We start from the raw sequence: 23,834 nt of genomic DNA on the forward strand, positions 1-23,834 counted from the left end.
ACCGCGGAGCCGGGGGCGGCGGCGGACCGGACACCGGCCGCCGGCCGCCCCCGGACGTGTTCCGCCGCCCCGGTCCTCATGTGTGGTCGGGCCCGATCAGGTCGGGAGCGGTCCAGCCGTCGAGGTCGTACTCGGACATGCACTCCTCCGCGAAACCCCGGTAGCCGTCGATCTGGCCGGAGGCCGTCTGGGCCATCAGGAGCTCGATGCGCACGTTCTCGTGGTTGCCCGAGTAGTTCCGCTCGTACAGTTCGTGCCGCCCCGCGAACTCCGTGCCCACGGAATCCCAGATCAGCTTCATCAGCTTGACCCGCTCCACCGAGTCGTAGCCGTTCGAACCCCGCATGTACCGGTCCAGATGCGGGCGCAGCTCGGGGTTCTGGAAATCCTTGGCGTGCGAGTTCAGATAGATGAGGCCGCTGCTGAGATCCTGCAGAATGATCTCGCGCACGCGCGGATATCCGATGGTCATGAACCAGCGGTACGCCATACCGTAATCCAGATTCGGCAGGAGCCCGTCGCCGTGCCACGCATGAGGATTGTGCGCCATGGCGTCACTGAGGCCCCAGAACATGTTGCGCCAGGCGAGCACCTCGCCGACCCGGGTCTGAATTCCCCGGAAATCCTTCGTCCCGGTCACGTCCAGTCCCTTGAGCAGCAGACCGGCCAGGAAGTCGAGCTTGACCGCGAGCCGGGTGACACCGTGGAACGTCAGCCGGTGGGTGAATCCGGACGTGTTCAGGAAGGTGCCGGCCTTCGCCGTGTCCCCGTAGATGAAGACGTTCTCCCAGGGGATCTTCACCTTGTCCAGGATGAAGACGGTGTCGTTCTCGTCCAGCCGGCTCGACAGCGGGTAGTCGAACGGGCTGCCCATGCGGCTGGCGGCCAGCTCGTAGGACTGACGGCAGATCAGCTTCACCCCCGGCGCCGCCATCGGCAACGTGGCCACCAGGGCGAACTCCTTCTTCTTCACCGGCAGCCCGTAGTGCGCGACGAAGTTGAAGTGGGTCAGGGCCGACCCCGTGGCCACCACCTTCGCCCCGCTGACGACGAGGCCGTCGTCGCACTCCTTCTCGACGTGCACGAACACGTCGTCGACCTCGTCCGACGGCCGGTGGCGGTCCACGGGCGGGTTGATCACCGCGTGGTTCCAGAACAGCACCCGCTCCTGCGCCTCGGTGTACCAGCGCCGGGCGTTGTCCGCGAACTCCCCGTAGTACTCCGGGTTCGCGCCCAGCGTCACCAGGAAGCTCGCCTTGTAGTCCGGGCTCCGTCCCATCCAGCCGTACGTGAGCCGGGCCCACTCGGCGATGGCGTCCCGGTCCCCGACCATGTCCTCCACACTGCGCGGCACCCGGAAGAACTTGTGCGTGAAGCCGTCGCTGCCCGTGTCGGTGGGCGCGGTCAGCGTGTCGTGGTGCTCGGGGTCGTGCAGGGCGTCGTACAGGCGGGCCGTCATCCGCGCGGTGTTGCGGAACGCCGGGTGCTTCGTGACGTCGTCGACCCGTTCCCCGTACGCCCAGATCTCCCTGCCGTCGCGGATGCTCTCCAGGTACTCGTCACCGGTCATCGGCCGGGTCACGCGGCGCGGTGCCCCGTCCGTCCGGTCGCCGGAGTCCGCCGCCGTGCCGGTCACATCGTCCTTCTCCGTCATGTGCGTCAGTCCCTCGTCTCGTCGGTTTCGTCACGGGCGTGGAAGTGCTCCACCGGGTCCATGCCGTCCAGGCACTGCGACCAGGCCTCACCGGTCTCGTCGGGCGCCAGCTCGGGAAAGGCGCCGCGATGGAACAGCAGCGGCCGTCCCGGACGGCTCTCGAACTCGTCGACACTGCCTATGTGCAGCGTGTGGTCGCCCCCGTCGTGCACCTGGAAGGGGCGGCAGACCAGATGGGCCACCGTGCCGGCCAGGCGCGGATGCGGTCCGCTCTCGTCCACCCACGGGACCGGCCCCTCCATGGGGCGGCCCGCGAAGTGCATGGCGAGATCGCGTTGCGTCTCGTCGAGGATGTTGACGACGTACCCGCCGTCCTCCAGGAGCAGCGCACCCGCGCGGCTGCGCCGGTCCAGGGCCACCAGGGCCAGGGGCGGGTCCAGCGACACCGAGGTGAACGCGTTGACCGTCGTGCCGTGGACGACGTCGCCCCGCCGGCAGGTGATCACGGTGACTCCGGTGGCGAACTGGCCCATGCAACTGCGCAGTGCGCGCGGGTCGATCGGCCGGGGCGCGGTGCGCACGCCCCCGTCAGGCATGTTCATGGGTACCCCTGCTCTCGTGGACGGTCACCCGGTCCGCCTCCGCCGGTGCCCGCGCACCGGTCAGCAGGCCGGCCAGGATGGCGGGGCCGTCCTCGGTCAGGAACGACTCCGCGTGGAACTGGATGGTGGACAGGGCCGGTCCGCGCAGGGCGATGACCTCGTCGCCGAGGCGCTGCACCTGGACGGCCGAGCCGGACAGGGCAGGACGGAGCCGGTCGTCGCCGGCGCGCGCCGAGAAGCTGTTGTAGAAACCGGCCATGCGCGTCCTGCCCCACAGCGGTACCCGCAGCCGCCTGCCCTGCGCCGGATCGGGCAGCTCGACGACGGGGAGTCCCAGAAGGGTGCACACGATCTGGTGCCCGAGGCAGACCGCGGACAGGGGCAGACCCCCGGCGAGCCGCTCGGCGGCCACCGCCCGCAGGGCGCGCACCCGCGGGTTCGCGGAGTCCCGCGGATCGCCGGGCCCCGGGCCGAGCAGGACGACGCCCCGGGCGCCCGAGGCCCCACCGGCCCCGGCGGCGCCGGAGGCGCCACCGGCCCCGGCGGGTTCCTCCGCGCGGTACCACGGCACGAGGCGCACCGCGCACCCGAGCGACCGCAACTGGTAGGCCAGCATGGAGGTGAAACCGTCCTCGGCGTCGACGATCGTGACGGCGGTCCCCGCGACGCCCGAGGCGCCCGCAGGAGGGGCGCCGGTGCCGCCGAGCCAGAAGGACGAGAGCCCGTCGTTGCGCGCGGCGAGCGCGCCGCGCACCGCGGGGTCGTCGGCCAGCCCGGCGGCGGGGACCGGGACGGGAGCGTCCGCCGTACGCCGGCCGGACAGCGCGTCGAGCAGACCGGACAGCTTGGCCGTGGTCTCCGCCGTCTCCTCGGCGGGCACCGATTCCCGCACCACCGTGGATCCCGCCGTCAGCCGAACCGCGCCGTCCGTACCGAGGTCCGCCGTGCGCAGCATGATGGCGGCGTCCAGCCGGCGCTCCCCGCCCTCGTGGCCCAGCAGGGCGATGACCCCGCTGTAGTAGCCGCGCCCCTGCGGTTCGTACCGCTCGATCACCCGGCAGGCGTTCTCCACCGGGCTGCCCGTCACGGTCGGCGCCGGCATGGTGGTGCGCAGGATCTCGCCGAGCGGGCGCTCCGAGCGTCCCGAGAGGTAGTACTCGGTGTGGGCGAGCCGGGACATCCACTTCAGGGACGGGCCGCAGACCCGCACGTCCCGGCCGCACAGGGACGTCATCATCTTGAGCTCTTCGTCCACCACCATGTAGAGCTCGTCGGTCTCCTTGGGGTCCCCCAGGAAGCGCAGGACTCCCGGCAGATCCGCGCCGGTCCGCGGGTACCGGTAGGTCCCGCTGATCGGGTTCATGTCCACCCGGTCACCGCGGACGCGGACCTGCTGCTCCGGGGTGGAGCCGATCAGGTACCGCTCCCCGGTGAAGACGAGGAACGTCCAGTACGCGCCGGTCTCCGCCGTCACCAGCCCGCGGAGCACCGCCAGCGCGGTGACCCGGTCGACGTCACGGATCCGGCCGTGCAGACTGCGGGCGAGCACGAAGTTGGAGCCCTCGCCGCCGTGGATCTCGCGGTGCACGATGCTGTCCACCGCGGCCGCGTACGCGTCGTCGCCGATGTCGAAGCGGGGGTCCTCCACCCGCGGCGCCCGGTCCGGCAGGAGGTCCAGCAACCGGTCCAGCGGTAACCGCCGTTGCTCCCGCACCTCCATCGCCAGCAGGGGCTCGCGGTCGTCGGGGTGGGCGAAGCCGCGCTCGCGGATCTGCCGGTAGGGGGCCAGCACCAGGGTGCTCGCCCCGCCCGCGCCCCGGGCCGCCGGGCCCGGCCGGTCCAGGTCCAGGGCGTCGAGGTCGTCCGCGCGGCGGACCGGACCGCTCAGGATCTCGACGGGCGCCTCACGGACCGCCCCGGGCCGGTGCAGCACCGCGAACGGCCGGCCCGGCGGCGGCAGCAACGCGTCGGGGGCCCAGGCCGGTTCGGCGTGCCCGAGGGCCGCGCTCATACCGCCGCTCCCACGGGAAGACGCCAGTGAGCCGCGGCGGCCACCGCCTGGACGAGGCTGAGCCGGGGGTCGCACAGGCTCCGGTAGCCGGGGCCCGGCTCGGGGGAGCTGCCCGCCCCGTCGCATTCGGAGATGTCGTCGGGGGACGCCTCCAGATGGAGCCCGGCGCACCGCCCGGAGTTCTCCGACACCACGTCGACGCACTGCCGGATCTCGGACATGATCGCGTCGAGCTTGCGCGTCTTGAGCCCGTCGGGCGTCTTCACGGTGTTCCCGTGCATGGGGTCGCACATCCACAGGACGGGGTGCCCGGCCTGCTTCACCGCCCGCACAAGCGGTGCCACCCGTGCGACCTGCCCCGCGCCGAACCGGGCGATGAGGGTGAGCCTCCCGGGGGTGCGGTGCGGGTCGAGCACCGCGCACACGGCCAGCACCTCGTCCGTCGTCGCCTCCGGGCCGATCTTGCACGCCACCGGGTTGCCCAGTTCGGCCATCAGCCGCACGTGCGCGTCGTCCGCCCCGCGGGTGCGCTCACCGATCCAGGGCCAGTGGGTGGAGGCCAGGTAGCTCCCGCCCTCCCCGTGCCGCCGGACCTGGGGCAGTTCGTAGTCCAGCAGGAGCGCCTCGTGACTGGTCCACACCCGGTCCTCGGGCGGGGAGCCCTCGCCCCGCCCGAGCCCGTCGATGGCGGTGACGGCGCAGCGGGCGGCCTTCAGCCCCGAGAGGATGCGGGAGGGATCGGGGGTACGGGCCGTCGGATGCGGGTCCGGCGCGTTGACGACCGGGCCCCGGAACACCGGGAGCCGGTCCTCGTACACGGTCTCCCAGTCCTGGGAACGGGGCTTCGAGAACTGGCCCGCTATCCGTCCGACGCGCAGGACGGGAAGCCCGGAGCTCGTGCACATGATGTCCCCGAGCACGTCGAGCATCTCCACCTTGCGGGCGATGTCGCGCGGTTCGCACTCGGTCGTCAGCTCCACGCAGTCGCCGGCCTGGAGCAGGCAGAACTCGCCCTCGGCGGCCCGGGCGAGCAGCTCGCCGAGGACCTTGACGCTGTCGTACGAGACGAGGGGCGCTTCACCGGCCAGACGCTCGTGTACCTGGGGGAGGACGGAACGGTCGGGCCACTGCGGCTGTTGACGAGCCGTCAGTCCGGTCACCATCGACGCGATCAACGGGTCGTGCTCGGCGCTCGGCAGGGGGTTTCGAAGCATGCTGTCGGCCTTCGCTCTGAGGCGGCCCGTGGGGTGGACGCCTGCGGATGTCTGGGACGGAGGAGCCGCTGAACGGCTGCCCTACGCGATCTGCCGCGCGTGGTGCGGGTCGGCCAGCTGACCCGTCGAGCCGAAGTAGCGGATCATGCGGGAGAGGGACCGGCGGTCGATGTCGGGGTAGTGCAGCCCCAGACGTCCGAGCAGCCGGGACGTCATGTCGTTGCCGTACGTGTTCTCGCCGAGTTCCAGCGCGCCTTCGCGGAACAGCGGGACGGCCGCGGCGAGCGCGTTGCCGCCGGGGCGGCGGGCGGACTCCTCCAGGCGCGTCAGCCACTCGTCGGCCGGCACCGTGTCCAGCGCGTAGCCGCACGCGCGCACGGCGGCGTGCACCGGGGTGAAGTCCGAGCCGCGCGGGTGGAAGAGGTGGAACGTCGCGCCGTCGGCGGAGGGATCGCCCGAGAGGGCCACGACGGCCCTGCTGACGAAGTCCACCGGCAGCAGATCCGTCGTCAGCTCCTCGGCGGGCGGCGCCGAACCGAGCTCGATGAAGCTCTTGATCTGGCGCCAGAGGAAGTCGTCCGCCTGGCAGGCGCCGCTGACGCTGTCGCCGGAGATCCGGCCGATGCGGTAGACGGTCACGGGCAGGCCGCGTTCACGCGCCAGCCGCACGATCCCCTCGGCGACCCACTTGCTCCGGGTGTAACCGATGCCGAGTCCCTCGCTCGTCCCGGGCACCGCCTCCTCGGTGATCGGACCGGCTTCCTGGCCGGGGGCGAACACCGCGATGGTCGACATGTGGTGCACCGGCTTGAGCCGCCCGGTGGCGGCGAACTCCAGCACGGACCGCGTGCCGTCGACGTTGGCCGGCTTCACCGAGGCGTACGGGAGGACGAAGTTGATGTGCGCCGCCGCGTGGTAGACCACCTGCACCGAAGCGGTCAGCTCCCGGTGGTCCGCGTCGGACAGTCCCATGCGCGCGCGGGTGAGGTCCCCGGGGACGGCACGCACCCGGTCCCAGGCGATGTCGTCCGCGATGCGGTACCCGGCGGCGGTCGTGCGCAGCCGCTCCAGGGCGGCCCCCGCATCGGCCGCGCGCACCAGGCAGGTGACCGTGCGGCCGGGGACGGCCGCCAGGTCCCGCAGCAGGAAGCTGCCGAGGAATCCGGTCGCACCGGTCAGCAGGAGCTCCGTCGCGTCGGCCACCGGAACCGTGGCGCGGCCGTCGGCACGTACCGTGTCCGGCAGGGTCACATCGCCGCTCAGGTCCGCCGCGGGAGCCGAGAACGCCGTGGTGTCACCGGCGCGCCGCTCCTCGATGCGCGCGGCCATGCCGGCGACGGTGGGGTTGTCGAACAGGGTCCGCAGCGGTATGTCGATGTCGTACAACCGCCGGAGACGGTAGACCAGTTCGGTGGCGATGATGCTGTTGCCGCCCAGCGTGAAGAAGTCGTCGTCCCGCCCCGTGGAACCGCCTCCCAGCACGTCCGACCACTGGTCCGCGATCTCGCGCTCGGTGCCCGGCCTCGGCTGCTCCGCCGCTGTGCCGCGATCGTCCGCGCGGTGGTCGCGCAGCTCGGCGGCCAGCCTGGCGGCCAGTCCGCCGCGGTCGATCTTCCCGCTGGGGGAGGTGGGGAGCCGGTCCAGGCGGACGAGGTGCGCGGGGAGCATGTAGTCCGGCAGCCGCGTGGCCAGAGCGGCCCGCAGCCGCCCGTCGGCGGCGGCGCCGTCCCCCGTGACCGCGGCGACGAGCCGCCGGTCGCCCGCTCCGAACTCGACCGCCACCACCGCCGAGCTCCGCACCCCGTCCAGTGCGTCGAGGGCGGCCTCGACCTCGGTGGGTTCGATGCGGTACCCGCGGATCTTGATCTGGTCGTCGGCGCGGCCCAGGTACTCCAGGTCGCCGCGCGCGTTCCACCGCACGAGGTCACCCGTGCGGTAGAGCAGGTCGCCCGCCCCGCCGTACGGATCGGCGACGAAGCGCAGCGCCGTCTCCTCGGGCCTGGCGTGGTAGCCGGGCGAGAGGTGCGGGCCGCCGATGTGGAGCTCGCCCGTGACCCCGGGAGGGAGGAGCTCACGGTCGGGTCCGAGGACGCGCAGCCGCATGCCCTGGACCGGACGGCCGATGGCCGGGGCCTCGGGCCACCCGGCGGGGTCGCCGGACAGCTCGTGCCAGGTCGCCAGATGGGTCTCGGAGGGTCCGTACATGTTCAGCAGCCGCGCCCGGGGGTGCCGCGCGAAGAACTCCCGGATCTGCGGGGAGACGACGAGGGCCTCGCCCACGGAGGTGACCTCGCGCAGGCCCTCGCACCGCAGCCCCTCCGCGACCGCGATCGCGGCGAACCGCTGGAGCGCGATGTAGGGCAGGTACAGGCGCGTGACCCGGTGCTCGGCGACGAACGCGACCAGCCGGTGCAGGTCCTTCTGGAGCTCCTCGGGTATCAGGGCGAGCGTCCCGCCCGCGCACAGCGTCCCCAGGATCTCCATCACGGAGACGTCGAAGGAGAGCGTCATGTACTGCAGCGTGGTGCCCTCGGCCCCGCAGGGGGAGATCCGGTGCTGGGCGCCGACCAGATTGCCCACCGTGCGGTCCCGGATGACCACCCCCTTCGGGGCGCCGGTCGACCCGGAGGTGTGGACCATGTAGATCTCGTCGTCGGGGGTCCTGGTCCTGCCCGGTGTCGCGGGATCGGCCGCGGCCGTCCGGTCCGCTTCCCGGTCGATCTCGAACAGCTTCGTTCCGGAGGGGAGTTCCGCGCCCACCGTGCTGTCGGTGAGCACGAGGAAGACGCCGGAGTCGTCGAGGACGTACGCCACCCGCTCCGGCGGGTAGGACGGGTCCACCGGGACGTAGGAGGCCCCCGACTTCACGACGCCGAGCAGCCCCACGACCATGTCGGACGAGCGCGGCAGGCTGATGCCCACCCGGCGGCCCGGCCCCGCCCCCTCCTCGCGCAGGACGCGGGCGAGCCGGTTGGCCCGTTCGTCCAGTTCCCGGTACGTCCACGAGCGGCAGCCGTCCGTCACCGCGACGGCGTCCGGCGTGGCCGACACCTGCCGCTCGAACAGCTCGCCCACCGGCACGGGGCGCGCGCTCCCGTCCACCAGGTCGTCACGGGCCAGCAGGTCCCGCTCCTCCTCGTCGGACAGCAGCCCGAGATCGCGGACGAGGGTGTCCGGCCCGGCCGCCGCCAGCCGGTCCACCAGCCGGCCCAGACGCTCGCCCATCAGCCTGGCCGTGGACTCGTCGAAGAGGTGCGCGTCGTACTCGAGCGTGCCGTGCAGCCCGTCCTCCTCGCGTGCGAACACCACGGACAGGTCGTACTTCGCGCCGTGGGCCATGTCGCGCCGGACCGGCAGCGGTGTGCCGTCGTGGGCGCACTGCGCGGAACCCGGATCGGTCAGCACGAGCATCGTCTGGACGACCGGTGTGTGACCGCTGTTGCGCTCGGGCCTCAGACGCTCGACCACCTTGTCGAAGGGGGCCCACTTCAGCCGCAGCGCGTCGGTGACCTCCTCGCGTGCCCGCGCCAGGACCTCGCGCACGCTCATCGAGCCGGTGACGTCCTGGCGCAGGACGACCATGTTGACGAAGTAGCCGATGAGATCCCGGGTCTGCGCGTCGTCGCGCAGCGAGACCGGGGAGCCGACGAGCACGCGTTCCTGACGCGTCAGCTTGCTGAGGAACACCCCGTACACGGCGAGCAGCGCCATGAACAGCGTCACGCCCTCGCGTTCCGCCAGCCGCTCCAGCCGCTCGGTCACCCCGGCGGGAACCCGCAGGGGCACGGTCGCCCCCCGGTGCTCCTGCGCGGCGGGCCGCGGGCGGTCCGCCGGCAGGTCGAGCACGGGCAGTTCCCCGGCCAGCCGGCCGGCCCACTCGTCGAGGAGTTCCCCGGTCCTCCGCGGCGTCAGGTGCTCGCGGTGCCAGTGCGCGAAGTCCGCGTAGTCCGGACGGCCGGGCACCGCCTCCACGGGCAGACCCCGCCCGATCCGGTCGTAGGCGTCGAGGAGTTCGCGCAGGAAGACACCGGCCGAGGCGGCGTCGGAGGCGATGTGGTGGATGTTGCAGATGATCGCGCTCTCCGCGCCCGGACCGAGCGCACAGGCCACCGCCGTCACCGGCCCGTGCTCCAGGTCGAAGCGCACGTTCGCCACCTGCTGGGCGATGGCGTCCAGTTCCTTCTCGCTGCCGTAGTGCTCGACGCGGTAGTGGAAGGCCGTGTCGTCGTCCGAGACGACCTGGAGGAGCCGGGCGTCGCGTAACGCGTAGGTGGTGCGCAGCACTTCCTGCCGGCGCAGCACCCCGGCGACGGAGCGGCGCAGCCGCTCCCCGTCGAGCCGGAACGGCAGGCGGACCAGGAACGGCCCGTTGTACGCCTCCGGTGTGGGGAGGTACTGGTCGATGAGCCAGATACCGCTCTGGCCGAACGAGGCCTCCGTCGTGCCGCCGGTCCGCGGCGCGGAGCCTGCCTCCAGCTCGTGCCCGCGGGGACCAGGGCGCCCCCGGGCGGTGCGTTCGGCCAACGCCGCCGCGGTGTCCTCACCGCGGAGGCCGGCGGACGGCAGATCCACGGCGAACACGGTCCGCAGGACCGCGCCCAGTTCGTCCAGCCGCCCGGGATCGTCGCAGTGGTCCGAGAATTCCTGATCCGGCCCGAGGCCGGGCGCCCGGAGCGTTCTCCGCGCCAATTCTAGTATTGCCGAGGTAAGGGGATTGTTCACGGTTCCGTCGCCCTCCGGAGACGTAACGCGACCGTGCAGTGCGTGTGCCGGCCGCTGTCGGGAACTCCGTCAGCCGCCGGACGTCGAGGTGCTCGCCTCCTGATTGCGGCTCTCCTCGATGAAACGGGCCAGCTGTTCCACCGTGCCGTGCCGGAATACCGATTCGGTGGTGATCTCGATCCCGAATATCTTCTGCAGACGGGAGGCCAGTTGCACGAAATGGAGGGAGTTCCCGCCATGGCCGAGGAAGGAGTCGGTGGTCGAGAAGCCCTCCATTCCGGAGATCTCGATCCAGGACTGCAGGACGACTGCTTCGAGAGGATTCTGCATAGCTGTTCGGCCTTTCTCTTCGGTGGACTTCCGGTCCGGGGCACCGGACCGCCCGGGAAGGGTGAGTGCGGTGCGGTCGATCTTTCCGTTCACGTTGGTCGGCATCGTCCCGAGGTGACGGAAGGTGGAGGGGACCATGTAGGAGGGCAGCTGCGAGGAGAGCCGGCGGACCAGGTCCGAGGGATCGGCGGGTGCGCCGTCACGGGTGGTGTAGAAGGCGACGAGACGTTTCTCCCGGGCGTCGTCCTCGAACGCCTTCACCGCCGCGTCCCCGATCCCTTCGAGTGAGCGCATCGCCAGGGTGACGGCGCTGGTCTCCACCCGGAAGCCGCGGATCTTCACCATGCTGTCGGACCGCCCGACGAGCACGACGTCGCCGTCCGCGTTCCTGCGTGCGAGGTCGCCCGTGCGGTAGAGCAGCCCGCCGTCCGGTGCCGCGGTGAACTTCTCGGCGGTCAGTTCCGGTCGGCCCGCGTACCCCTGGGCCACACCGGTCCCGCCCACGCACAGTTCCCCCACCTCGTCGGTGTCGCAGGGGCGCATCTCGGGGCCGTACACCTCCAGCGTGACCGTCGGGAGCGGCCTGCCGATCGGCACCATGCCCGCGCCGTCCACCTCGTCGGCGGAGGTCAGCGGGTACAGGGCGGTGATCGAGGAGTTCTCCGTGCAGCCGTAGCCGTTGTAGAGGGTCGCGTCGGTGTGGGCCAAGGCCTTGCGCAGGTGGGCGGGAGAGGGGAAGTCGCCGCTCAGCAGCACGATCCGGACCTTCCTCAGGCACTCCGGCTCGTGGTCGACCAGGGCGTTGAACAGGCCGCACGGAAGACTGAGCACGGTCGCGCCCCGCTCCTCCACGGCGTCGCGCAGCACGGGGAGCGACGGCAGCCCGGGCGGCATCGGCAGCAGTGTGGCGCCGTGCAGCAGGGCGAGCCAGATCTCGATGGTCGAGGCGGCGAAGGAGAAGGCGGCCGACTGGGTCAGGCCGTCCTGCGGGGTGATCGCGAGGGCGCCGCTGTGCGGGCCCAGGCGGGCCAGTCCGCGGTGCGCGATCCGGACACCCTTGGGTGTTCCCGTGGACCCGGAGGTGTACATGAGGAACGCGGTGTCCTCCGGCCCGATGCCGAGATCCGTGTCACCGTCGTCCAGACCCTCACTCCGCCGCACGAGGTCGTCCAGGGAGAGACCGCCCTCACGGGCGCCGGGGGGGAGGCCGTCCGGGTCGTCGCAGACCACCAGTGACGTGTCGGCCTCACCGAGGATGCGGCCGACGAACTCCGTGGGATGCGCGGGGTCGAGCGGCACCACGCACCCGCCGGCCTTGAGAGCCGCGAGCAGGACGGCGTAGAGGTCCGGGGACCGGCGCATGTGCACGCCGACACGGTCGCCCTTCGTCACCCCTTGGCCGGCGAGAAGACGTGCCATGCGATTGGCCCGCCGGTTGAGCTGGTCGTACGTGACGCGTTGCGCGCCGTGCGCCACAGCCACGGCCTCTCGGTTGTTCCGCACCGCTTCTTCGAACAGAGCGGTAAGGACAAGAGGGGGGCTCGTTAATAAAGGGGAGGAACTGTTCTCCGTCATCGCTGATCTCCTCGGCGTGCTGTCCGAAGGAATGGCTTCAGCGATCTCGCCGGGGCGTACTGCGGGAAATCGTGAGCCTGGGCATTCAACTCTTCAGCATGTGGCTGAAAATATGGTTTCCACTTGGAAACCGATGCTAATCACAGAACGGTATCGAAGTCAAACTCCTTTGGTGCGGGGCCGGTTGGTCGGATATCAGGGCCGCTCACGGACCCCTGCCGAAGGAGAAAAAGAGACAGGCGAGGCTTCCCTGACCCGGTGCGGGCCGGGCCGATGCGACTGCTCCCGTACGGAAGTAGCCTCGTCCTTCGGGGCGTTGCGGTCGGCCGGCCCCGACCGGTCCATGGACTCCGGTACCCCGGGTTCGGACTCGCACGCTCCTGATGATGTCCTCAGGGCAACCATTTTTCGCGGCCGCCCTCGGCCACGGGTGTGGCCGCGCGTCCGACCCGGGCGTGGCACCACGTCCGACCTGTGGCCCGTCCGGCGGCACGGTGGATCGCGCGGAGCCCGGCCCGACGGGGTCCGCGGGCTTCCGCCCTGTCATCGGCGTGGCCCCTTGATAGTGTGGAACGTCCCCCACCGGTAATCCTCCGTACCGGAAAGCACCCATGACTCAACGAGACGGCTCGATGTCCCCCTGGCCCTCGGGACCCAGCGGTCTGGAGGCCGCCCTGATCCACCTTCAGTGCCTCCTGGTCGCGCGGCGGTCACGCGCCAACCCCGAGGGCGTCAACTGGCACCAGTACGACGTCCTGGAGCTGCTGCGCGTGCGGGGCGCCATGAGGCCTTCCGAGCTGAGCGCCGCGCTGGACGTCTCCCGGCAGTCCACGTCGAAGGCCCTGCGGGTGCTCAAGGACCTGAACCTGGTGACCCAGACGGCGTCGGGGGAGGACCGGCGAGAACTGAGCACCTCCCTCACTCCCGAGGGCGAGGCGTTTCTCGCCCGGGTCGCCCGGGGCCGCCAGGACATCGGACGGCTCGCCGCCTCCGTGCTGACCGAGGGTGAGGGCGCCCTGTTCGCGGAGCTCTGCGAGAAGGTCGCCGCGGCCATGGAGGACGAACCCGCGCGGTGAGCCTCAGGTGGGTGCCGAGGTCTTGCCGAGGAGCGTGCTGACGTCCACCGTCTCGTCCGGGGACGGAGTGGCCGTGGGGACCGGCCTGTCGAAGCGTGAGAGGTCCACGGCCGCGTCCGCGCTGTCGCCCCGCAGGGTTATCCGCACCGGATGGTGCGCGCCTTCGGTGTCCACGTAGGCCGTCGTCGTCCGGCTGCCGTCCTTCCTGGTGACCGGGACCGTCCGCACACCGTCGACCGTCGTCACCTCGCCCTTCGTCAACGTCCCCTCGGCCGGGTCCGCGTTCTCCGAGACGAGATCGCGGTACGTGTCCAGGTCGCAGGCCGACACGGCGGGGCGCAGCCTCGAGTCGGATACCTCGCCCTTCAGGTACCGCCCGTCGAGGATGGATTCGAAGGTCTCGCCGCCGATCGGGACCTGGTTCTCCCAGAAGTCCGCGTCCGGCTTGACCCAGACGTCGTCCCCCCGCTTGACGATCTCGACGGTGCCCTTGCCCTTGCCCAGCTCGATGTCGCCCGCGCAGTTGCCCGCCCGGTCGAGGGTCAGGTCGATCGTCATCGGGGTCCGGCCCTCGCCCAGGTCGCCCTGTGCCCGCAGGTGGAGGGACCGGGCGCCGAGCAGGGCGTCGCGGGAGCGGTCGGCGATCTGCTGGGCGGTGAGCGACTCGAAGTCGTCGTCGGCGTGAGCCGCCGTACCCGTGGTGACGGCGAGTGCCACGACCGCCGCGCAGGCTGCGGCACGTGCGGCGATGCGCTGACCTGTCACGGCGCCTCCTCGGAAAACGTCCCTGGTCAGGACCTTCGCGAGCCGGATTCGCGGGGGATCGACCCCTTCCAGCGAGCGTACGCCCGCGTACGGTCGCGTGCGCGGTGGCCGGGTGTGCGGAGGGTGAGGCTTGGCGCTGTTCTCGGTCACGGAAGGTGGGGAGAGCGCTCATGTCCCGGGAGAAGCCCTCCGTCGACGCGACCTGTCCGGGTCGAGTCTGTCGGTCCCCTGAGCGGCCGGATGCAGATGCGTCTTTGTGGGCTGTCCGGGGTGTATTGCGCCTTACGTCCAATCCGGGGTGAAGGTGGCGTCGAAGTGAAGGGTGGACCCGCTCCGTTCCGTGGGCGGGCCGACTACCGTTCGGAGTGCAACCGTGCGTACTCGTCTTCTGTCGGCCGCCGCCGCCGGCGCCATCGCGTTGTCCCTCGGGGCTCCCGCTCTCGCATCGGCCGGAACCGAGCCCACCCCGTTCGGCCCACGCGGGCGGGCGGCGTCGGCGGGCCTCATCAGCGTGGGGCTGACCGCCGACCAGCGCCTGGTCGGCTTCCAGGTCACCCGCCCCGCCGAGAGCTGGTCGTTCGGCGAGGTCTCCGGCCTGAGGGCGGACAGGAAGCTCGTCGGCATCGACTTCCGGGTCCAGAACGGCAAGCTCTACGGCGTCGGCGACCGGGGCGGCGTCTACACCGTGAACAGCGAGGCCCGGGCGGTCAAGGTCTCCCAGCTCACCGTCGCGCTCGCGGGCAACAACTTCGGCGTCGACTTCAACCCCGCCGCCAACCGCCTGCGTGTCATCAGCGACACCGGCCAGAACCTGCGCCACAACATCGACGACCCGGCCGCACCGCGCACCACCACCGTCGACGGCACTCTCACCAACCCGACCACGCCGCCGTCGACCGCGCTCGGCGTCACGGGGGCCGCCTACACCAACAACGACCTCGACGCGGCCACCGCCACCACCCTGTTCGACATCGACACGGTCAACGACCGGGTCTCCCTCCAGTCCCCGGCCAACGCCGGCACACTCGCCCCCACCGGAAACCTGGGAGTGAACACCGGACCCTGGGCCGGGTTCGACATCTACTACAAGCCCTCCGACGGCTCCAACCGCGGCTTCGCAGCGCTGTCCACCGGCGGGAAGCAGCGCTTCTACCAGGTGAACGTTCTCCAGGGCAGGGCGTCCCTCGTCGGCTCGTTCCCGGTCGGCCGCCAGGTCGTCGACATCGCACTCCCGCTGAACCAGAACCAGAACCAGAACTGAGAAGGACCGCGCCGGTGCCGGCGGAGACTCCGCCGACACCGGCGCGGACGAACCGTGTGACGGCAGACGAGGCGCGTGACGGCCACGCCGCCGCTCCGCCATCCAGCTCCGCGATGAACCGCATGTGCGTCCAGGACCAATCCGCCTTCTCCACGGCGTCGAATCACACCGACGTGACGAGCGACAGAAGGCAGCCCATGAGCGCACCCACACCCGCCGGACCCGCACCGGGAGGACGCGGCCTCCGGCCTCCCGCCTTCGGCCGACCCTCCGCGGCCTTGCTGGCACGCGCCGACCGCGGCTACGCCCGCTTCCTCGCGCCTCCCACCCCGGCAGCCCCCGACAGCGGTGACCACGACAGGGCGGCGAGGTACCGGTGAGCGACACCCACGCCGCCCTCCAGGACCCCCACGGTCCGACCGCAGCCGAACCCCCACCGGACCGCGCTCCGTACGAGGCCCTCATCACCGCCGTCCTCGCGTGGAGGAAACCGAACCTCACCCCCTGCGACTACGAACAGATCGTGCTCCAACTGACCGGTCACGCACGGGCGGTCGCCGCCGCCATCCAGTGCCGAGCCTCCGCCCTGCCGAAGGGTGACGGCCGCGGCGCCCTTGCCGAAATCGTCCTCCGTGAAGCCACCGCACGCCTGACCGCACCGATAGAGGGCACCGCCCGCTGCACACAGGACCGCGCCCGTCTCGTGCGGGCCCTCTACGAACGGCTTGACCGCCTGACAGAACCCGTCCCACCGATCCGTGGCTCCGTCCGGTCGGCCTCGGGGTGCGATGACCGGCAGAAGTGAGCGGTGACCTGCACGGTGGGCCGGGCCAGACCGATCACAGGGCTGGACGGCGCTCCGGCGGCTGCCCGAAGACGTTCACGCTGCCCGAGCGTCGCGAGATCCAGGAGATCGCGAAGTCCGAGCAGACCGAGCGCGATCTCACGATGCGACCGGCAGCACGAACCTGCGTCTTCTTCACACCTTGAGGACCTGGCGAAGCGTTCCCACGTCACGGCGGAGTCCGGACGGATCGCTCGGTCTAACCTCATCCGTATGACGACCGACTGGATAGCGGAAGCACGACGCGTTGCCCGGGGGCGGCGCTTTGACGCGCTCGGCTCTTCCCCCGTGCAGCAGGGTGCCCGCCCGGCGGCGCCGCTGTCCGAAGCGGAGATCTGCGAAGCGGAGGCGGAGTTGGGCATCGCGTTCCCGGACCCGTACCGCGCGTACTTGTTCCGGCAGGACGCCGGTGACGCGGTGAAGCGCCTGTGCCGCTCCGCGGCAGGCTGGGGCTGGCATCGGGACTCGGACACCAACTACGCCCTGCTCGCCACCGCCTTTCCGCATCCTGACTCCTACCGCGCCTACGAGGACGAGCTGATCGCGCGCGAGCCGCCGGCGGAGGACTTCCCGGACCACCATGCCTACCAGGCAGTGCGTGAGCAGTGGGATGCCGAATACGAGGTGTTCGAGGAGCGCAAGACGTCCGGCGCTGTGTACATCCAGGACAACGGCTGTGGCTTCTCGACCCTGCTCGTCGTCACCGGTCCGCTCCACGGCTCACTGTGGTTCGACGGCAGGGCCACCTGCGACCAGATCCTGCCTCTGCACCTGGACGGTCAGCCGGTGTCCTTCACGGACTGGCTCGCGCGAAGTTCCATGGACCTCGTCGGCTGGTGAACGCTGCCGGGCCACATTCCCGCGAGGGCGGAGCTGTGACGGCGTCCGCGCCGGGCAGACGCCGGGCGGTGGAAAGCGGCTCCTTTTCCGGGGACAGCGAAAAGGAGCCGCACCTCCAGGCCGTGGAAGCACCCCTACCGAGTCCCCCAAGCACCTCAGGCAGGTAAGAGGGCGGCCTCAAGAGACCTTACTTACCGCCGTGCCCGGAGTAGCCGTAGTCATCGCCCTTGCTGTCGTCGTGGCCCTTGCCGTCGTCGTGGCCCTTGCTGTCCTGGTGGTCACGGTCGAAGTCGCCGTTGACGCAGGTGTTCCCGAAGCTGGGGTTCAGGGCGCCGATGATGTTCAGCGAGTTGCCGCATACGTTGATGGGGATGTTGATGGGGACCTGGACGACGTTGCCGGACAGGACACCCGGGGAGCCGTAGGCGACTCCCTGTGCGTCGGCGTCGGCGCTGGCCACACCCGCACCGGCGAACAACAGGGCGCCTGCAGCCGCGGTCAGGACTGCTGCGCTTCCGAGCTTGAACATGAATTCTCCTGCGGTGTGTGAGTGCGGCCGCCTCGATGCGACAGCTTTCCTCACCATGCAAGTTCATCCGGTTCGAGCTCTTCGACGCGCCTGCCCATCGCTGCCAATCCCCTCAATGGCCGCGTCCGGCGTGGTCGGCCGCAGGCCGCGGGGTTGCCCAGCCGTGCAGGCTCATGATGACGGCCGGACCGGTCCCGCACGGACGTGACACGGCCCCATCCCCTCCAGGGGTGGCGGCCACGCTCACCGAGTTCGGCGGCGCTGTGGAGCGATGCCAAGCGGTCGGCCGCTTACCCAGCCGCGCCGGCGCGAGGCGCGGCCGTCACCGTCACGGCCGCCGCGCTCGCCGTGCCGGCCACGGCGGCGGTGGCCGTCGCGCCCGTCGCCGTTCCGCCCGGACTGTCGTGCGACACCGGCAAGCACGCGATCGACGACTGCACCGGATACACGTTGTGCAGGAACAACGGCTCGGCCACGCAGACCTTCTGGGGCCACCTGGTCTGCGGCTGGTCCCCCGACGTGGACGGTGAGCACGTCACGCTCGGGCCTGGGGAGTCCGGGCAGTCGACCGCCCACCGTGCCGGACCGGGTTCGGGCATCGGCGAGATCCACGTACGGCCGTAGTGCCCCGCGGTCCGGCCGTCCCGTCGTCGGCGCCCGTCGTCTCCCGGGGCACGCGGGGAGGAGACGGGCGCCGACCCGCGTGCGGCGTGCTTGAGCGGGGCCTCCCGCCTCGTTACTCTCCAGTAGACCCGCTCGGGTGGACCCCGGGCGACCCCGGGGCCGGTGCTCCGGCGGACGCGAGGAGGCGGTGGCGATGTCCTCAGCAGACCCCACGGAGCGGACCGGACCGATCAGGCCCGCGGAGCCGCCCGTCCAGCCCGGGCTCGCGGAGAGCGCGCGGGACCTGGCCGAGGGCCGTACGACCTCCACCGCGCTGGTCGCCGCGGCGCTCGCACGGATCGAGGCGAGCCGTCACACCCTGAACGCCTTCCGCCAGCTGCGCGTCGACGCCGCGCTCGCCGAGGCCGCCGACGCCGACCGGCGGCTGGCGGCGGGGGAGCGGCTGCCGCTGCTCGGGGTCCCGGTCGCGGTCAAGGACGACACCGACGTCGAGGGCATGCCCACCTACTTCGGCTGCGACGGCGTCCTGCCTCCCGCCGTCGCCGACAGCGAGGCCGTCCGCAGGCTGCGGGCCGCCGGCGCCGTCGTCGTGGGCAAGACCAACTCCTGCGAGCTCGGTCAGTGGGCCTTCACCGAGGGGCCCGCCTTCGGCGTCACCCGTAACCCCTGGAGCACGGCGCACACGCCCGGAGGTTCGTCCGGAGGCTCGGCGGCGGCCGTCGCGGCCGGGCTCGTCCCCGCGGCGCTCGGTTCGGACGGCGCGGGATCCATCCGCATCCCCGCCGCCTGGACGCACCTCGTCGGCATCAAGCCGCAGCGCGGCCGGATCTCCGTGCACCCCCGCAGCGACGCCTTCCAGGGCCTCACCGTCAACGGCCCCCTCGCCCGTACGGTGGCCGACGCCGCCCTGCTCCTGGACGCGGCCGCGGGTCCGCACCCCCGTGACCCGCACCGGCCGCCGGCCGTCGACGCGTCCGCCGCGGCACGCCGCGACCCCGGCAGGCTCCGCATCGGCCTCGCGCTGCGGCCTCCGCTCACCCTCACCCACAACGTGCCGCACCCGGAGGTCCTGCGCGCCGTCACCGCGGTCGCCGAAACGCTGTCCCGGCTCGGCCACCACGTCGAGGAGGCGCGCCCCCGCTACGGTCTGATCGGCCTCTCCTTCGTCCCGCGCGCCACCGCGGGCATCGCCGAACTCGCCGCGCTGCACCCCGAACCCGGCCTCCTGGACCCGCGCACCCGCAGTGCCCTGCGCACCGGGACCCGCCTCGGCGGCCGGGTCGTACGCGCCGCCCGCGCACGGGAGGTGCGCCAGCACGCGAGGATCGGCGCCTTCTTCGACGCCCCGGCACGCGGCGGCCCCGGATACGACGTGCTGCTCACCCCGACCACGGCCGCCCCGCCGCCGCGGATCGGTGCCTTCGACCGGCTCAGCGCCTGGCGCACCGACCTCGCGATGACCTCCGCCTGCCCGTACGCCTGGCCGTGGAACGTCCTCGGCTGGCCCGGCGTCAACGTCCCGGCGGGGTTCACCCACGACGGCCTGCCCCTCGGCGCCCAATTGCTCGGTCCCTCGCGCAGCGAGGCGCGGCTCATCTCCCTCGCCGCCCAGCTGGAGGACGACCGCCGCTGGTACGAGCACCGGCCGCCGGCGCTCAGCGCGGCCGGCGGACGCTGACCACCCGGATCCCGGCCCCCGCAGGACATCTCGGGGCCTCGCGGGACCGGAGGGCGTCCGACCGACGCGGAGATCGCCGTCCACATGGTGGTCAGCCCGTTCACGGCCAAGACCCACATCAGCCGGGCCATGACCAGCCGGGCGCCCGCGACCGCGCCCAGCTGCTCGTCCTCGCCCACGAGTCCGGGCTGGTCGAAGCGCGCAGGCCCCCGGCGCTCCGGGCTCCGGCGGACGGGAGTGACCGGTTCCGCCACCATGGGCGCGGGCCACTGTGGAGAGGGGGGCGGTCAGGAGATATCTTGATGTCAAGCAATGTTGCAGACGTGGAGCGGAGCACCCGGTGACTGACTCGACCATCATCTATACGCACACCGACGAGGCCCCTGCCCTGGCGACGTACTCGTTCCTGCCGGTCATCGAGGCGTACGCCTCGACCGCGGGTGTCACGGTGGAGCGCCGTGACATCTCGCTGGCGGGGCGGATCATCGCCGGCTTCCCGGAGCGTCTCAAGGCCGACCAGCGTATCGATGACGCGCTCGCCGAGCTCGGTGAGCTGGCCAGGACTCCCGGCGCGAACATCATCAAGCTGCCCAACATCTCGGCCTCGATCCCGCAGCTCAAGGCCGCGATCGCCGAGCTCCAGGAGCAGGGCTACGCGCTTCCGGACTACCCGGACGACCCGCGCACCGACGAGGACAAGGACGTCCGCGCCCGGTACGACAAGGTCAAGGGCAGCGCCGTCAACCCCGTCCTGCGTGAGGGCAACTCCGACCGCCGCGCCCCCGCGTCGGTCAAGAACTACGCCAAGGCGCACCCGCACCGCATGGGCGCCTGGACCGCCGACTCGAAGACGAACGTCGCCACGATGGGCGTCGACGACTTCCGCTCGACGGAGAAGTCCGTCGTCATCGACGCGGCCGGATCGCTGCGCATCGAGCTCGCGGGCGACGACGGCACCACCACCGTCCTGCGCGAGTCCGTCCCGGTCCTCGCCGGCGAGGTCGTGGACGCGGCCGTCATGCGCGTCGCCGCGCTGCGTGAGTTCTTCACCGCGCAGGTCGCACGCGCCAAGGCCGAGGACATCCTGTTCTCCGTGCACCTCAAGGCCACGATGATGAAGGTCTCCGACCCGATCATCTTCGGCCACGTGGTCCGCGCGTTCTTCCCGAACACCTTCGCCAAGTACGGTGACGTGCTCGCGTCGGCCGGCCTGACCCCGAACGACGGCCTCGGCGGCATCCTCAAGGGCCTCGACTCCCTGCCGGACGTCGGCGCCGAGGTCAAGGCGTCCTTCGAGGCCGAGCTCGCCGAGGGCCCCGCCCTGGCGATGGTCGACTCCGACAAGGGCATCACCAACCTGCACGTGCCGAGCGACGTCATCGTCGACGCCTCCATGCCGGCCATGATCCGTACGTCCGGTCACATGTGGGGCCCGGACGGCAACGAGGCGGACACCCTCGCCGTCCTGCCGGACAGCAGCTACGCGGGCGTCTACCAGGTCGTCCTCGACGACTGCCGCGCCAACGGCGCCTTCGACCCGTCGACCATGGGCTCCGTACCCAACGTCGGTCTGATGGCGCAGAAGGCCGAGGAGTACGGCAGCCACGACAAGACCTTCGAGATCCCCACCACCGGTACGGTGCGGGTCGTCGACGGCAAGGGCGACGTCGTGCTGGAGCAGGCCGTCGGCGCCGGTGACATCTTCCGGATGTGCCAGACCAAGGACCTCCCGATCCAGGACTGGGTCAAGCTCGCCGTCACCCGCGCCCGCGCGACCGGCAACCCGGCCGTGTTCTGGCTCGACGAGGGCCGCGCGCACGACGCCAACCTCATCGCCAAGGTCAACACCTACCTGGCCGAGCACGACACCGACGGTCTGGACATCTCCATCCGCACGCCGGAGGAGGCGACCGCGTTCTCCCTGGAGCGCATCCGCCGCGGCGAGGACACGATCTCGGTCACCGGCAACGTGCTGCGTGACTACCTCACCGACCTGTTCCCCATCCTCGAGCTGGGCACCAGCGCGAAGATGCTCTCCGTCGTCCCGCTCATGAACGGCGGCGGACTGTTCGAGACGGGCGCCGGCGGCTCCGCCCCCAAGCACGTCCAGCAGCTGGTCAAGGAGGACTACCTGCGCTGGGACAGCCTGGGTGAGTTCCTCGCGCTCGCCGTGAGCTTCGAGCACCTGGCCACCACCACGGACAACGCGCGCGCCAAGGTGCTCGCCGACACCCTGGACAAGGCCACGGGCACCTTCCTCAACGAGGACAAGTCCCCGAGCCGCAAGCTCGGCGGCATCGACAACCGCGGCAGCCACTTCTACCTGGCGCTCTACTGGGCCCAGGAGCTGGCGCGGCAGACCGCCGACGCCGCGCTCGCCGAGGCGTTCGGACCGCTCGCCAAGACGCTGTCCGAGCAGGAGCAGACCATCGTCGACGAGCTCGTCGCCGTCCAGGGCAAGCCCGCCGACATCGGCGGCTACTACCAGCCCGACCCGGCGAAGGCGGAGGCCGTCATGCGTCCGTCGGCCACCTTCAACAAGGCCATCGCGACGCTGGGCTGATCCCCTCCGGCAGCGGGCCACGGCCGCGCACCGGTACGCACGACCGCGCACGTACCGCACCGGTACGCACGACCGCGCACGTACGCACGACCGCCCCGGCAGGCATCCGCCCGCCGGGGCGGTCGTGCGTGGTCGGGGCGGGGGTGCGGGTCAGCCGATCGGACGACCCTGCCCTCAGCCGTCGCGCGCCCGACGGACGGCCGGCCGGCCGATGGCGTCGGCACGAGCGCGGTGGAGGGTGGAGGGGAGCGGCGGAGAAACCCCCGGGCCGCACGAGGCGACAAGGAGCTGTCCGCGATGACCCACAGGGCGGAAGAGGTGCCCCGGACCGTCGGCGCCGTCCTCACCCCGGCCCCCTCCACCGGGCCCGGCACCCGGACACCGGTCGTCCGGAGACGGCTGGCGGCCCTCACGGGGGCGGTGCTCCTCGGCGCGGTGCTCGACGGCTGCGCGGACGGCGGGGCGGGCCCGGCGGAGGCACGGGACGACGGGGCGGCCCCCGCCGAGGCGTCCGCACGGCCGTCGGCACCGGCGCCCACCGGAGACGGACCCGTCCGTACGTCCGAAGGCATGCTCCTGGTCACCGACTTCGGGGCGGACAGCGTCACCTTCCTCGACCCCTCGGAGCCGGACGGAGGGTCCGGGCGGAGCTCGGTGAAGGTCGGCACCGCCCCGTACGGGATCGCGCTCGCCGACGACGGCACCGCATGGGTGGCGACGGCGGAGGGCGTGGCCGCGGTGGACACCGCCACCCGCCGACGCACCGCGCTGATTCCGTACGAGACCGACACCGGCCCCGTGTCGACCGGGGAGTACCGGGGCGGCGGCATGGGGATCGCGCTCTCACCGGACGGCACGCACGTGTACGTCGGGGTGAACGTCCCCGGCGGGAACGGCACCCTGGAGGTCGTCGACACCCGGGAGCGGCGGGTGGTCACCGCGGTCCCGGTCGGGCGCCGCCCCTTCGACGTCGATGTCTCGCGCGACGGCCGGCAGGTCTACACGACCGACCACGACTCCTTCGGCGTGACGGTCGTGGACGCGGGCACCTGGAGGAGCCGCCGCATCGAGGTGGCGCCGTACGGCACGGAGGGCGGGCTCGGTTCCTGGCTGAAGCCGCACTACACGGCCGTACGCCCCTCGGACGGCGCGCTCCTCCTCCCCTTCGAGGGTGAACGCCTCGCGGTGGTCGACCCGGACAGCGGGCGGGTCCGGATCGAGCGCATGACCGCCGACACGCACCAGCACGGAGCGGTGGTCACCGAGGACGGGACCCTGTACGTGGTCGGGACGGGCCCCATCGACCCCGCCGAGGACGAGGGCCCGTCCCTGACCGTCCGCGCGCCCGGTGGCGAGGAGCGTGTCATCCCCCTGGACGGTCCGCACGAGGACGTCGCCGTCTCGGCCGACGGCCGCACCGCGTACGTCTCGGGCGGCTTCACCCGGGACGGGTACTGGAACGGCCTCAGCGTCGTCGATGTCGCGACGGGCGAGGTGCGGCGCGTGGAGGCGGGCGCCCGGCCCCTCGGCATCGCGGTGCTGTAGA

The 23,834-nt window shown here is 71.8% G+C and carries 17 protein-coding genes and 1 pseudogene; 10 read left to right on the forward strand and 8 right to left on the reverse strand.

The window, feature by feature from the left end; all coding sequences use genetic code 11:
- Positions 1-76 precede the first annotated feature (76 nt).
- From OG488_RS31305 to OG488_RS31330, 6 genes are all read right to left on the reverse strand, one after another.
- Positions 77-1,654: a 4-hydroxyphenylacetate 3-hydroxylase family protein gene (locus OG488_RS31305; protein ID WP_405691224.1), complete on the reverse strand. Its 1,578-nt coding sequence runs from the start codon at positions 1,652-1,654 to the stop codon at positions 77-79.
- Positions 1,655-1,659: 5 nt separating this feature from the next.
- Positions 1,660-2,256 (reverse strand): flavin reductase family protein, encoded by a 597-nt coding sequence (locus OG488_RS31310; RefSeq protein ID WP_329235031.1) that lies wholly within the window; start codon positions 2,254-2,256, stop codon positions 1,660-1,662.
- Positions 2,243-4,267, reverse strand: coding sequence for an anthranilate synthase family protein (locus OG488_RS31315; protein WP_329235034.1), 2,025 nt, complete (start codon positions 4,265-4,267; stop codon positions 2,243-2,245). Before OG488_RS31315 ends, OG488_RS31310 begins: the two co-directional genes overlap by 14 nt.
- Positions 4,264-5,481, reverse strand: a complete 1,218-nt coding sequence (locus OG488_RS31320; RefSeq protein ID WP_329235037.1) for a 3-deoxy-7-phosphoheptulonate synthase — start codon at positions 5,479-5,481, stop codon at positions 4,264-4,266. Before OG488_RS31320 ends, OG488_RS31315 begins: the two co-directional genes overlap by 4 nt.
- 81 nt (positions 5,482-5,562) lie before the next feature.
- Positions 5,563-10,170: a non-ribosomal peptide synthetase gene (locus tag OG488_RS31325; protein ID WP_329235039.1), complete on the reverse strand. Its 4,608-nt coding sequence runs from the start codon at positions 10,168-10,170 to the stop codon at positions 5,563-5,565.
- A gap of 102 nt (positions 10,171-10,272) precedes the next feature.
- Positions 10,273-12,036 carry a non-ribosomal peptide synthetase gene (locus tag OG488_RS31330; protein WP_329235042.1) on the reverse strand — a complete coding sequence of 588 codons (1,764 nt, stop codon included), beginning with the start codon at positions 12,034-12,036 and terminating at the stop codon, positions 10,273-10,275.
- 683 nt (positions 12,037-12,719) lie between these two features.
- Here OG488_RS31330 and OG488_RS31335 point away from each other — a divergent pair.
- Positions 12,720-13,184: a MarR family winged helix-turn-helix transcriptional regulator gene (locus tag OG488_RS31335; protein WP_329235045.1), complete on the forward strand. Its 465-nt coding sequence runs from the start codon at positions 12,720-12,722 to the stop codon at positions 13,182-13,184.
- Positions 13,185-13,187: 3 nt separating this feature from the next.
- Here the strand turns inward: OG488_RS31335 and OG488_RS31340 are convergent, their stop codons facing one another.
- Positions 13,188-13,949, reverse strand: a complete 762-nt coding sequence (locus tag OG488_RS31340; protein WP_329235048.1) for a hypothetical protein — start codon at positions 13,947-13,949, stop codon at positions 13,188-13,190.
- A 373-nt stretch (positions 13,950-14,322) separates the two neighbouring features.
- Here OG488_RS31340 and OG488_RS31345 point away from each other — a divergent pair, with 373 nt between their 5' ends.
- From OG488_RS31345 to OG488_RS31360, 4 genes are all read left to right on the forward strand, one after another.
- The gene (locus tag OG488_RS31345; protein WP_329235051.1) at positions 14,323-15,210 is read left to right on the forward strand and encodes a DUF4394 domain-containing protein; all 888 of its coding nucleotides are present in this window, start codon (positions 14,323-14,325) and stop codon (positions 15,208-15,210) included.
- Between the two features lie 197 nt (positions 15,211-15,407).
- The gene (locus tag OG488_RS31350; protein WP_329235054.1) at positions 15,408-15,590 is read left to right on the forward strand and encodes a hypothetical protein; all 183 of its coding nucleotides are present in this window, start codon (positions 15,408-15,410) and stop codon (positions 15,588-15,590) included.
- Positions 15,587-16,015: a restriction endonuclease gene (locus OG488_RS31355; protein WP_329235057.1), complete on the forward strand. Its 429-nt coding sequence runs from the start codon at positions 15,587-15,589 to the stop codon at positions 16,013-16,015. Before OG488_RS31350 ends, OG488_RS31355 begins: the two co-directional genes overlap by 4 nt.
- 252 nt (positions 16,016-16,267) lie before the next feature.
- Positions 16,268-16,894 carry an SMI1/KNR4 family protein gene (locus OG488_RS31360; RefSeq protein WP_329235060.1) on the forward strand — a complete coding sequence of 209 codons (627 nt, stop codon included), beginning with the start codon at positions 16,268-16,270 and terminating at the stop codon, positions 16,892-16,894.
- 187 nt (positions 16,895-17,081) lie between these two features.
- Here the strand turns inward: OG488_RS31360 and OG488_RS31365 are convergent, their stop codons facing one another.
- Entirely contained in the window at positions 17,082-17,423 is a 342-nt protein-coding gene (locus OG488_RS31365) for a chaplin (RefSeq protein ID WP_329235063.1), read from the reverse strand.
- A gap of 261 nt (positions 17,424-17,684) precedes the next feature.
- Here OG488_RS31365 and OG488_RS31370 point away from each other — a divergent pair, with 261 nt between their 5' ends.
- From OG488_RS31370 to OG488_RS31390, 5 genes and pseudogenes are all read left to right on the forward strand, one after another.
- Positions 17,685-18,047 (forward strand): hypothetical protein, encoded by a 363-nt coding sequence (locus OG488_RS31370; protein ID WP_329239137.1) that lies wholly within the window; start codon positions 17,685-17,687, stop codon positions 18,045-18,047.
- 193 nt (positions 18,048-18,240) lie between these two features.
- Entirely contained in the window at positions 18,241-19,725 is a 1,485-nt protein-coding gene (locus tag OG488_RS31375; RefSeq protein WP_329235066.1) for an amidase, read from the forward strand.
- A gap of 69 nt (positions 19,726-19,794) precedes the next feature.
- Positions 19,795-19,928, forward strand: a pseudogene (locus OG488_RS31380) (DNA-binding response regulator); the annotation flags it as partial.
- 137 nt (positions 19,929-20,065) lie between these two features.
- Positions 20,066-22,288, forward strand: a complete 2,223-nt coding sequence (locus tag OG488_RS31385) for an NADP-dependent isocitrate dehydrogenase (RefSeq protein WP_329235069.1) — start codon at positions 20,066-20,068, stop codon at positions 22,286-22,288.
- A 297-nt stretch (positions 22,289-22,585) separates the two neighbouring features.
- On the forward strand, positions 22,586-23,833 hold the full coding sequence (locus OG488_RS31390; protein ID WP_329235072.1) for a YncE family protein: 1,248 nt from the start codon (positions 22,586-22,588) through the stop codon (positions 23,831-23,833).
- Position 23,834: the final 1 nt, after the last annotated feature.

The organism is Streptomyces sp. NBC_01460 (assembly GCF_036227405.1).
Classification (GTDB): domain Bacteria; phylum Actinomycetota; class Actinomycetes; order Streptomycetales; family Streptomycetaceae; genus Streptomyces.

Coding starts and splice junctions, on each gene's coding strand:
- OG488_RS31390 (WP_329235072.1), top strand. CDS start 22,586: ATGACCCACAGGGCGGAAGAGGTGCCCCGGACCGTCGGCGCCGTCCTC.
- OG488_RS31365 (WP_329235063.1), bottom strand. CDS start 17,423: ATGTTCAAGCTCGGAAGCGCAGCAGTCCTGACCGCGGCTGCAGGCGCC.
- OG488_RS31315 (WP_329235034.1), bottom strand. CDS start 4,267: ATGAGCGCGGCCCTCGGGCACGCCGAACCGGCCTGGGCCCCCGACGCG.
- OG488_RS31375 (WP_329235066.1), top strand. CDS start 18,241: ATGTCCTCAGCAGACCCCACGGAGCGGACCGGACCGATCAGGCCCGCG.
- OG488_RS31320 (WP_329235037.1), bottom strand. CDS start 5,481: ATGCTTCGAAACCCCCTGCCGAGCGCCGAGCACGACCCGTTGATCGCG.
- OG488_RS31350 (WP_329235054.1), top strand. CDS start 15,408: ATGAGCGCACCCACACCCGCCGGACCCGCACCGGGAGGACGCGGCCTC.
- OG488_RS31335 (WP_329235045.1), top strand. CDS start 12,720: ATGACTCAACGAGACGGCTCGATGTCCCCCTGGCCCTCGGGACCCAGC.
- OG488_RS31310 (WP_329235031.1), bottom strand. CDS start 2,256: ATGAACATGCCTGACGGGGGCGTGCGCACCGCGCCCCGGCCGATCGAC.
- OG488_RS31305 (WP_405691224.1), bottom strand. CDS start 1,654: ATGACGGAGAAGGACGATGTGACCGGCACGGCGGCGGACTCCGGCGAC.
- OG488_RS31360 (WP_329235060.1), top strand. CDS start 16,268: ATGACGACCGACTGGATAGCGGAAGCACGACGCGTTGCCCGGGGGCGG.